The 11912-nt window shown below is 38.5% G+C and carries 9 protein-coding genes; all 9 read right to left on the bottom strand.

Features of this window, described 5'->3' with window-relative positions; translation table 11 throughout:
- Positions 1 to 177: 177 nt before the first annotated feature.
- Positions 178 to 2811, bottom strand: coding sequence for an outer membrane beta-barrel protein (locus tag ACFS6I_RS13060; protein ID WP_380921193.1), 2634 nt, complete (start codon positions 2809 to 2811; stop codon positions 178 to 180).
- 91 nt (positions 2812 to 2902) lie between these two features.
- Positions 2903 to 4207, bottom strand: a complete 1305-nt coding sequence (locus ACFS6I_RS13055; RefSeq protein WP_380921191.1) for a TlpA family protein disulfide reductase — start codon at positions 4205 to 4207, stop codon at positions 2903 to 2905.
- A 469-nt stretch (positions 4208 to 4676) separates the two neighbouring features.
- The gene (locus tag ACFS6I_RS13050) at positions 4677 to 5834 is read right to left on the bottom strand and encodes a FecR family protein (protein ID WP_380921189.1); all 1158 of its coding nucleotides are present in this window, start codon (positions 5832 to 5834) and stop codon (positions 4677 to 4679) included.
- Positions 5835 to 5990: 156 nt separating this feature from the next.
- Positions 5991 to 6566 (bottom strand): RNA polymerase sigma-70 factor, encoded by a 576-nt coding sequence (locus ACFS6I_RS13045; protein WP_380921187.1) that lies wholly within the window; start codon positions 6564 to 6566, stop codon positions 5991 to 5993.
- Between the two features lie 508 nt (positions 6567 to 7074).
- Entirely contained in the window at positions 7075 to 7656 is a 582-nt protein-coding gene (locus tag ACFS6I_RS13040; RefSeq protein ID WP_380921185.1) for a DUF3267 domain-containing protein, read from the bottom strand.
- A gap of 308 nt (positions 7657 to 7964) precedes the next feature.
- Positions 7965 to 8441 carry a hypothetical protein gene (locus ACFS6I_RS13035; RefSeq protein WP_380921183.1) on the bottom strand — a complete coding sequence of 159 codons (477 nt, stop codon included), beginning with the start codon at positions 8439 to 8441 and terminating at the stop codon, positions 7965 to 7967.
- Between the two features lie 206 nt (positions 8442 to 8647).
- Positions 8648 to 8797, bottom strand: a complete 150-nt coding sequence (locus tag ACFS6I_RS13030) for a hypothetical protein (RefSeq protein WP_380921181.1) — start codon at positions 8795 to 8797, stop codon at positions 8648 to 8650.
- Positions 8798 to 9319: 522 nt separating this feature from the next.
- A complete protein-coding gene (locus ACFS6I_RS13025) occupies positions 9320 to 10234 on the bottom strand; it encodes a hypothetical protein (protein ID WP_380921179.1) in 915 nt (304 codons plus the stop codon).
- 41 nt (positions 10235 to 10275) lie between these two features.
- Positions 10276 to 11904, bottom strand: coding sequence for a RagB/SusD family nutrient uptake outer membrane protein (locus ACFS6I_RS13020; RefSeq protein ID WP_380921178.1), 1629 nt, complete (start codon positions 11902 to 11904; stop codon positions 10276 to 10278).
- Positions 11905 to 11912: the final 8 nt, after the last annotated feature.

Genomic DNA, 11912 nt, shown 5'->3' with positions numbered 1-11912 from the left:
TTGTGAACCCGGCTATTTAGCCATGCCTATGCGCGAACATAGCGTGGCTTTTTTGCCTATAGACTATCAGTCGGATCGGAAAATAAGTGGTTGCTCCATTTTTAGTTTGTTTTAGTGGTTAGTATTTATAAGTTCCGATAGCAGAACTTATCCCTAATGTAAAAGACATAAATATTATTACGTTCCTCCAAAGCGCGACAAGTTGTACTTAACTGTCAGTAGCGCATAACGTCCGATCCGGTTAAAGCTGCGCTGTGTAACAGCATTCGAGCTAACCATCAGGGCGACAGCTTGCTGTTGATCCAAGAGGTCATAAACTTGCACTTGTACACTGAGTTCTTTTCGCTTTGTTAAATAAAGCTCCATAAAAGCATTGACCAAAATTGGATTTTTGATCGGGATGCTATACCCGCTGTTGATCCGATAACTGCCATCGCCTCCTGCAATCAACCAAGGGAAAATCGTCCAACGCGCATGACCACTTATTTCCCAAGTTGCGATACGATTTTGCAAAACTGAATTCACTCCAGCAGTACTCTTAGTCGCATAATAATTGAAATTTAAGGTACTTCGCAATTTTTCTTTATTGCATGACAACGAAAGGTGCTGACTGAAATAAAGCGTTTTGTTTGCTCCTTTTATACCGTCCAGATAGTTCACAGTATGATTCGTACTCATTTGTGTTGCCCAGCGGAATTGATAGAATTTTGCAAAAGGTAGCGTCATGTCGTAGTTTACACCCAAATTGTATGATCCATCTACATTGACATAATGGATCTCTTGACGCAATGTCCCCAAAGTATCGGGCAAAAGTAAAATATTGGTCGTGACTTGATCTTGTAGCAACGATCCATTAAAAGAAAGATTATAGGTTTTACCCTTTGCAGGCTCTAATTGAGCGAGGTTGACACTTAGCCCATGATTTTTACTGGGTTTTAAATCGGGATTGCCTACCGTGATCTGTTGGAGATTGCGCATATCTCTTATGGGCATCAATTGATCGCTAGCTGGTGCGGTAACAGTACCTGTATAATTGATCTGGATGCTGTTTTTTAACGAAGGGGAATAACGCATACTGGCTATAGGTAAGATACTGAACATAGGATAGTCCACCTTTTTATGCTGTACTCGCTCATCCATCCGCATAAGAGCAGGCTGGAGACTGAGACCTAAACTATACTGCAATTTGGGCGATGCTACACGATAACTCATATCCAGCTGCTGCGTGTTGAATAAGCTGTTATAGTTATTACTCAGTGAATCGATGCGCATTAATAAATCTTCTTGCTTAACATGCGTTTCTCTGTGCTGTTGATCATTACGCAGAGAAAGGCTATAGCCCAGATCTATACTGCGCTTGGTTGTCTCTGTGGCATGATCATTTAAGGGTTCTACATATTTAGCAGTGAAACCCAGATTCGTTAGCTCTTTCTTTTCCTGCAACAAACGCATATTGATCGAATCTTTCAAAAAACTGCCTATATGCTGATCGTAAAAACGGAGCTGATCCTGAATATGGCTCTCCGCTGTTACTCCTTGTGCAGAACCAGATAAATTGGCGCTTAAGCTTCGTCCCAGCTTGCTCATATTCCGGCTCCAGGAGAGTGCAATATTTCCCGTGTTATTTTTAGAGTCGCTCTGAATCGTATGATCCAGATCCTGCACAATCACACCCGTCTGTTTCGAAATATTGTGATTTTCGGATGAACCTGTATTTTTTTGTCCCGACACCTGCAAACTCAGGAAATCTTTTTTTCTGCGGGACTGCAAATTTAACTGTATTTGATGACCTTGATTGTCGTTACTATTGCTTTGTTGCATACGGTTAAACAAGGTGCCCTGGCTGGTCACACTTTCGACATAAGTTTCAGATTCGCCTGTACTTTTTAATGCGTTATACCCATAATTGCCATAGTAATTGATCTGATCGGATGAATACCGATAATTAGTCCCGGCATTTGTACTGCGCTGCCTACCCTCAGCTGTTCGGTTATTATTTTGATTTGCATAGGCACTGAGCTGATGGACATCCAGCCAGACATTACCTTGCAGTCCCACGCTCCATAATCCTTGCGTACTGGCTGAAACTTCATTACTGCCAAAAACACCTTTGCTTTGTCCATCCTTAATGACCAGGTTAAGCATTTTCTGAGTTTTCCCCACTTTGATCCCCGTAAAATTGGCCTGATCGCCATAGTCATCGATAACCTGCAATTTGGCAACGATACCAGCAGGAAGCTGTTTCAAAAAATCTTTCAGATTATTGGTAAAAAAATCTTTCCCATTAACCCGTAACTTGTACATAGACTCCCCCATCGCTGTCACATTGCCCGTGGCATCAATCTGCAATCCCGGCAATTGGCGTAAGAGATCTTCTAAGCGGTCATGTTCGCCGACTTGATATGCTGATGCCGTGAATTCGATCGTATCTGTTGAAATTCGAATAGGACTAGGTACTTTGATCGCAACTTCCTGCAAGCGTTGAGACTGGATACGTAGGACAATAGCTGGTAATTCATAAATAACATCTTCACCTATATAATTCAATTTCTTTTTGTAAGTTTCATAACCAAGGCTACTAAGAATAAGGCTCAAATTTCCTCTTTGAAGTGAACGAAAAGAAAAGTTTCCATTCTTGTCAGTTCCGCTACTCAAACTATCATTATCAGTATAAACACGAACAGATACACCTGCAATTCCTCTTTGAAGTGAATCCAGCACACGACCCCGTAGTTCAAAATCTTGTGCAAATGAATAACTAAAGAAATATACCTGGAATAAGATAAAGCAAAACAATAAATATCTATTCATGTGCTATAAAAAAAGCCGCAAAGCAATGTTACTTTGCGGCTTAGTAAAAAATAAAAAATCTACATTTTATTGGTCCTGCTATTTAAAGCTACTATTTCGCATCAGAGATCACTAAAACTTCAATTTCACGCTCGGCCTCAATTAAATCCAAGCCATGACGTTGAATTTCTTTACGTAAACCAGCTATGGTTCCATCATCTGGTTCCATGCGTAATCCGCCATCGAAACCAGTTTCATTGATTGCAGGTGGATACTTATGTGTCATATCTAAGCGCATAATTACTAATCCTTCAATAGGTTTTCCTCCCGATTCTACTGCGAGCGTATCCATAATAGGTTTATCGGTTTTAACAAAGACCAAACATTTCACTTTACGCATTTCATAACGGCCATTGATCTTGAGTCTGGTATTCAAATCTTCTAACGCTAATTTGGACATTTCAGTTTGTTTAACAGTACCAGACTTTACCATTTCATAGTTTAATAGATTCTTTTTATTCCAATCGGTTTGTTCACCGTATTCCTCTTTATACAAATAGCGAGAGGGATTCTTGACCTCTAATGCTACACGAGCAGGATGCAAGCTATAGGTAATCTCATCTGGCTTTGTGTTATAAAGTAACATCTGATAAGTATCAAAAATGGATTGATTATAAATTGCTATGCGACTTTGATTATGCACCTTATCTTGTATGTAATTGATACCACCTAATGAAGGAACGGAAGTAGCCTGTCCTGCCAAAACCGAATAGCCAAAATCGGGTGAATCAGCGCCTTCTTGCCATAAGGGATTTACGGTAACAAATGGAATAGTAGTATCAAACCGTTCTGTTTTTAAAATCCAATCTACCTGTTTACCATGCAATAGTGTTTGAATATTTCCAGCAGTAATATATTCTCCTCCAGTGATAGCCACTACTTTTCCCTTATAGATCCACACCACATGCGGATTGGTTTCATAACGAAAATAGGTACGAAGTGCACGGTCATCAACCACGGATGCACGATTAACAGGTGGCTTATGTTCTGTTAAAAAACGATTGGTTTTAAAAAATTTTGTGATCATTTCTTCAGGTTGCCAGGTTACAGATAGCAATTTGATTTGATCACCAAAAACCTTTTGTAAGGAATCTAATTTGGGCATACTCGCAATACAGGTACCACAATATATATCCCAAAAATCCAACACCAATAATTTATCCTTATAATCTGAAGTGCGTATCGAGCGTTTGTCATTATTGATAATATTGTCGATCAGAATATCGGGCACCTGATCACCGATTTTGAGTTCCGCGATACCGGGTACAAGTGGCGGTCTGCCGTATTTGTCTTTTTCCTGCGCGTGTACAGATGTTGTTAAAAATAGTAAAAAACAAAAAAACGTTGTCAATTTCATAATGAATCCTTAATGTAAGTTTATACTTAAAGGTTCCTTTGAAACAGGGCATCCCTAGAGATCCCAGTAAAAAAATGTTTGTTTCATATGAAGCGGAACGTGTACTCATGTTTTAACAAAAAAAACCGCAAAGCAATTATACTTTGCGGCTACCAAAAATCTACCTATGTGCGATCTTATATTGGTCTTTCCTAATAATATGTTCCTTTGAACCGCAACATCCCTAGCGGTTTAGCTAAAATAAACGTCAAACTTGAAGTCCTTTTGCTAACCATAAACGCTCCATCAAAAAACCGTAAGCACCTCGCGCACCTACGGTTTCATTACAAAGCTACACTCAAACAGTATTTTGATCGAAAGGCATCGCTATAAAAATGCTTACTGTGTTTTTAAAAACCGTAAGAGGTTTCCCTCCTACGGTCTTATTTAAATAAGCAAAAGTATTCACGTTCCTGTTCTCGTTTCTTATTTAAGGTTTCATGACCACTAAATTATTACCCTCCCGTTTAAAACTGACCAGACCGGTCTGCTCCAATTTGCTCAGCAGCGTAGACAAATGTTCAAACCGGGATACTGATCCATTCAGCCGCACATCTTGTACAGAATCCTGAAACACAACATTGACTTTATACCAACGGGATATCTGCTGCATAACGGATACCATGGGTTCATTGTTAAAAATAAACTTACCATCTTTCCAAAGCTGCTGATTGCCTTCATCCAAGTTCTTGACCTGTATGCCCGTACCCGATAGCTGTGCCTGCTGTCCCGCCCGAAGCATAACTTCTTCCTTGGAGAGTCTGTCGGTCAATTTGACCTTTCCTTCCAACAGTGTAGTTTTCACCGTAGCATCTTCGGTATAGGCACTGACATTGAAATGTGTGCCCAGCACCTCCAGCTGCTGCCGACCCGAAGACAGCACAAACGGATGCTCCTTGTCTGGACTGACTTCAAAATAGGCCTCACCATAACTTAGCTGTACTGTCCTACGGCCTGTAGCAGAAAAGTTGGTGGGATAACGAAAGGAGGAAGCGGCATTGAGCCAAACGCGGGTGCCATCGGGCAATACAACTTGATACTGTCCGCCCTGAGGTGTCTCAATAGTGTTATAAGCAATGACACCCTTGGGATCAGCCTTTGCGCTACTACTGACATGGTAGACCAATTGTCCGTCGGTTGTCTTGGAGATGACTACGCCTTCCTGAAGGGCGAGTCTTCCACTGTCTGCGACATCCGACAATTGAACACGTCTACCATCGGAAAGTATCAAGGTTGCCTGATTTCCCCCCGGAGCAATATCTGCTGTACCGCTATTGGTAATTACTAATTCTTGGTCTTGTTCCTTAGTGCTATACACATAGATACCAACTCCGATGTTTAAAACAACAAATGCTGCAGCTACCATACGGAGCCAATGACCGCTTCTCCTCTTTCGATTAATATTCTTTTCTATAACTTGATACATGCGGTCACGAAGTTCTTCTTCCGTGGTCGCATAGTTTGCTCCAATGAAGACCGGATTGTCTAATCCGTGACGATACCATTGATTGAGCTCGAGTCCCTCTTCGGGGCTGATCGTATTGTTCAACCATTTATAAGCTAGATACTCGATGCGTTTATTTTCCATATCAATTTTGTTGCACGGCTTTACTTAAGGTTCCAAATCGGAAAGCTTTCCCTAACCGAAGGATCAAAATTTCTTTCGGACGAAGCTTTACACCTCCCTGAAGCTCTTTTATATATTTTTTCTTCTTCATTACTGCACACAGCTTCTGTTCTACTATCATAGGGTGAGAAAAAATGTTTTTAATCCTGTCCGGATAAATTTCAACGCTTTGGTGATATAGTACTCAATGGTTTTCTCCGACAGTTCGAGTGCGGATGCGATATCTTTATGGCTGCGCCCCTCTAGACGGCTCATCTCATAGACCAGGCGGCATTTCTCAGGTAACGCCTCAACCAAAAACTGGAGCCTTTGATTGACTTCATGAAATTCGAGCCACTGCTGTGTAGAATCGTCCGAAAGCTCGGAGAGTACAGATTCAGCAGCGATATCACTGAAATGCTTGTGCTTATACCGCGCATTGAGGCACTTAAGTACCCGATACTTGACAGCAACGGCTAAGTACGAACTGAAAGAAGAATGGATCTCCAGTTCCTCCCGCCGGTTCCAGATGCTGACAAAGACCTGTTGCACAATGTCTTCGGCTTCTTCTAGATTGTTGAGCTTATTGGCCGCCGCTGTATACAGTTTCTTCCAATAGCGATCGTACAATACCGTAAACGCTTGATTGCTGCCGGTCTGCAACATATGAAGGAGTTCTTCATCCGTAAGGATACTTATCTTAACGTCTATCATGGGTCAATAACTAGTTCATTACCAATACCATTACTATAAAGTTACCTATAATGGCTATAAAAATATACGCCTGGCCTTTCCCATTCTCGTCAAAAGTGTTAAACACAACACGAAACAGTGGAAAGGCACACAGACAGTAAAATGTGTAATGACAACCTTCATAAAATTTTGTGTGCTACTAAGAGCCTGGTTTACGGTATGGTGCCAAAGTAACATTCGTGCTGTCGCACGGAGCTAATGGTAAGAATGATCTACCTTACCAAATTTTGTATCCACAGGTATATAGAAGTAGGTTCCCCGAGGAGAGGCAATCCCTAGTCTATTTTGGAAATATTATTTAAAAAGTTTTAGAGGAATTAATAAAGAAATATAAATGGTTCTGAAGCTTATCAAGAAAAATTATATCATGTATCCCTTTCCGATATATTTTCCCTATCACTAAAGCTATTGGAGGTGTTTGTACTGGCGTATTTTTATAAATTCTGACAAACGTAGGGTAAGGTATTGATTATATTTTCTTGAAAATAAAGCAACCTGCTTCTGAGGGATGATCTAAGACCATCGTATCTTTATCTTCTTTCCATATCAGGTGGATGATCATAAAATCACCAGCTGCGGCTCCCGTAAAAAATATAGCAAAGATTAACAAGAACACATTACCTGTAAAAATTGCGATAAAGGCCGGGAGTACTCCTAAAATAATGGCTGGCATAATAGCTCCCACTATATACTGTCTAACTCTTAAAGGTTCTTTGCAGTGGCAATAGGGTGTTAACATCTTTAATAAGATTCCAAACTTTATGGATTTAAATCCATGCTTCGCGAAAAGAGCAAAAGTAACGCCGTGAATTAATTCATGTACAACTATTCCAGCAAGTAGAACGATTACAACAGCTATCGGAAAGAGGGGGTTTTCTCTAAAACTATTCACAAATACTCCAATAAAATCCAGTTCACCCCATATCAAATAAAAGGGAAGACCATATACTAAAATGATGGGTATGAATAAGAGCAGAGAAAAAATATTTGCCTTAGCTAAATCAATAGTTCTAATCTCCTTTATATAATTTTCTAATAAATTTTGTTCCATATACTTACTTCGTTAATTACGTACTTTCATTTATATAAAATGAAATAAAAGTCCACCACAACAGTACTCAATCCTATAAATTGCAAATATTGAAATTGTTGCTATTATAATATAATATAATTAAAGCAAATTTTGAAAATTTAGAATAAATATTATAAATATGAATTGTACAAAGAATAACGTTTTATAATTTCTATATATTTGGGTAAAATATATTTTCATCATAATATTTTACAAATAATTCACTTACATTCACGCACTTAATTTGAAAAATCACTTCTTATATCAAAAGTATAAACAAGTAGTAATTATTTAAAATATTTTAAATTCTTAATCTTAATTTTACTAGACTTTTCTGTAAATGTAGTATCTGTTTCAAATTGAAAATATTTTGTCCTTGTTGATTTCACAATATAACCTTCGTCAAAAGCTAATGTAATATTTTCATTGTAAACATTTTCAAAATCAAAACCTTGATAAATGTCTAGGCCTTGTTGTTCTTGAACTTTTCTTAATTTACCAGAGGAATTTAAAATAATCTCATCACTTCTTGAAAATACATTTAAATCAAATACAGTGTAATCATTTGATTTTCTAAGCAAATAAGGTAAGAAAAACAATGAATCTCTAAGTTGTAAACCAATATAAGTAGTATCATTTTGGACCGAAAGAAAGTATTTTTCAATATCCGTTGTGTCCTGTTGCGATGCATAATATCTATTTACCAAGTATATATTATTAAAATTCGTCTCACAGTACTTATATACAACCTCTAATTTTTTCATTTTCACATCCTTTAACTTCACTACTCTTATATTTGAAGAATTACAACTGTGAAAAAAATTACTAATTGTCAGAATTAACAGTGTTATGATTTGACTCCCTCTATTCATTTTCAGTATTGTTAAAAATTTTACTGTCACCATACCAACCTTTTAAACTTCTACAGCTTTTTTTTCAAATTAGATTCACTTACTTGACCATTAACATATCAGAGACTTCCATCAGGATTAAGTACATCTTTTCCAGAGGAGAAAAAAATATTAAGATCTTCTTTTGAATTTCCTTTTATTGAAACATTAGTCCATTTCACCTCGCCATTAACAAAATTAATTAAAAGACTATTACCGTCCTTGTTCATTGATAGTTGAATTTCTAACTTCTTATCAATTCTTTTTAAATTTTATGCGTCAACTTATTTCCTAATTAAAAATCAAGTTCATCGGTACATACAGATTTGAATCTGATCATCTCTGAGCTCTTAACATTTCTTTCAGAATCGACCACAAGCGTTATAACCGCGAAACCTGGAACAGCATGTCCCTGAGTAACTTTTTCAGGAACTTCAATTTTTAATCGCGCGGTATCAAAGCCATAGTAAGCTAGCTCAATACTAATGATAATATTGATAGTGTTTTCATTTTCGAACTAATGGAAAAAATTTCTTAATTACTGGATTAACTGAACGCCAAAATAAAAGGTCTAATTCTCATTAGACCTTCTATTTATAATAACTATTACTACCGCAATCAATCTTTCTCGATATCGAAAAATAATGCTACACGTATGAGTAGCAAATTGTAGCTTATCACGATTAAATAATATTGATTTACGTGCTTCCGTATCTGTTGTTTTGGAAAATTAAAATACGTAACTCCCATTTTTAATCGCTCGACTCCAAACTTTCTCGATAAGCTTTACTAATAAAATTATACGTCAACATGGCGGCACCTTCTTGTGATAGAACAGGATCTCGTAAGACAGCCAGTTGCATAGTATTTTCATTCAGTGACATAATGCGAACATCCCCCCAATCGACCACGATACCATCTTGAGGTTTACCATGTAAGGGTGTTGCATCAACCATACGGATCGTCTTCTTATCCGTATCGATCATGAATGATCCTTTTTGCTTTCTACCTAGCATATTGTGGTTAACGATGACATTGGCTCCTCCTTTTAAATTAAAAGTCATTTCTCCATAATCACCTGCTGGCATAAGCCAGGTATTTTCTTTCCAGGTGGGATCCCAAAGCCAAGAATCGCTATTAAGAGGTTTTCCCTGCTGATTGACATTGCCCCACCAGTCACCTGTTCCATAAAAATATAATGGCCCTTTAAAAACTCTAGACAGTCCATTTTGATCGAGATCCAGATACCAGGTTTTCTCTTCTCCTGCCCCACCTGCCAACAGTGTCCAAGTTTCGTCACTGATAAACTCGGCATACATATCCTCTACCTTAAAAGTAGCAGGTTCTCCATATACAATACCACCGCGGGTTTCAACGCCGAACTTCACTTTGTATTCTCCAGGGAATGGAATTCTCAGAGTAACCTTTTTATCTTGGCTACGTCCCTGAGGATGCTCCCACAAGGGTGTATATTTTGCATCCACCAAACTGGTCAAATAAATAATATTGGGATTCGAAGCATCATGTTCAATTTTATAGGATACGCCCTCTACGATCTGGGCCGGTGCAATATCGATATCCCCTAATTCATATTTTTCAGGAGTACAGGCTCCAAACAGAACTATTCCAATAAAGAAATAGATGCTATACTTTACTATATTTTTCATCTTTGTACAATTTTTATCAAAGCAAACAACGATCGGTTTTACTAATTCCATCCGTCATTTTGTTTTAGCACGCCATTCGATAGGGTGATCTGTTTATTAGGAATCTGCATAAAACCTCTTGTCTTTAAGAAGTTCTCTTTTTTAACGGTTACTTTTTCAGGAACAGAACCACTGAGCACATCCTCGGAAGTTTCCAGTATGCCCGCAGCATTATTTAATCCTTGTCTTAAAACGTCCCAATAACGAATTCCCTCGAATGCAAACTCAAATTCTCTTTCTCTTAAAATAGCAGCCTTGGATACAGCGGTAGCTGTGAAGTTGCTTTTGTAAGCTCTTTTTCGCACATCATCAAAATATTTTTGAGCATTGCCCGAACCCAGCTCTGCAGCCATCAGTAATACATCGGCATAACGGATCACAAAATAATCCTGATCTTGAGAAAGCTGCATATCTTTCTCTCCTCCCGTATTGGTCGTTCCGTCCGGTAAAGCGGTTGGCGCATATTTCTTTACGGTATATCCGGTATATTCACGTTGATCTCTCAGATCAAAATTAGTAATGCCCTCTCCATCGATGTCAATGATAGAGGCTTCTTTTCGCGTATCATTATTACTAAATTTATTATAGAAGTTTTTACTAACGGTACAGGCACCCCAACCTTGGCCATACGGAGACCAGCTTTTACCTCTGAGTCCTAAGAAAACGATCCAGCGATTGCCATCAACATAACCATTATAGTTGGAGGTATTATTGAACTTTTGCGCAAACACCACTTCTGAATTCCCTTTTCCGGCATACTTGGATATATCTAACGAGTTGTTGGTTTTGTTGGGAACATAACTCGCTGCCGGCCATAGCGCATTGAAGTCTTGTATTAAGGCAAACTGCCCACTGCTGATCACATCTTCTAATCCGGCGAGTGCTTCGGCTTTAGTGACACCTATATCTTCTGTACCATAGTATCCGGTATAAAATAAATAGACACGTGCTAATAATGCTTTTGCCGCTAAAGGTGTTGCCCGACCATCATTGGTTCCTGCTGCCGATTTTGGATAGGCATCTGCAGGAATATGACTTGCCGCAAACTTAAGATCTTCGACGATCAGTTTGTATACATCCTTAGGATCTGCTTGGGGTATATTTTCATTAGTAGCACTCGTTAGCAAAGGGATTTTTTCAAATAAACGTACCAGATCAAAATACATCAAGGCCCGTAAAAATTTTGTTTCCCCTTCAATCCTTGCTCTAGCAGCGGTTTGATTAGCAAAGTCTGTCCCGTCCAATTTACCCAAAAGGGTATTCGTTCTGAAAATACCGGCATAATAATCTGACCAGGTACCATCAAAAATATTGTTATCTGAAGAGGATTCTGAAATATCAAACCGATCGATCGCCTGAAATGCACGCCCATCTGTCGTACCTGTACCGCCAAAACACTGGTCTGCGGCAACCTCAGCTGTTAAATAAAAGGACTGGCTACCATTGGACACAGTACGCTGATAACCATCGTAACAACCCACTAAGGCCATATCTGCATCGGCTACTGTTTTATAGAAATTACTTTCTAAAACACTTGTCATCGGCTCGACATCGAGAAAACTGGATGAACAAGAGTTGAACAGTAAGGCCGACATTAAAAAAGAACTGTATATGAAATGAGATTTATTCATGATTTTTA

Source organism: Sphingobacterium anhuiense (genome assembly GCF_042686355.1).
In the GTDB taxonomy this organism is placed as follows: domain Bacteria; phylum Bacteroidota; class Bacteroidia; order Sphingobacteriales; family Sphingobacteriaceae; genus Sphingobacterium; species Sphingobacterium anhuiense.
The sequence above is the reverse complement of the archived record's forward strand: the minus strand, read 5'-3'. Positions and strand labels throughout refer to the sequence as shown.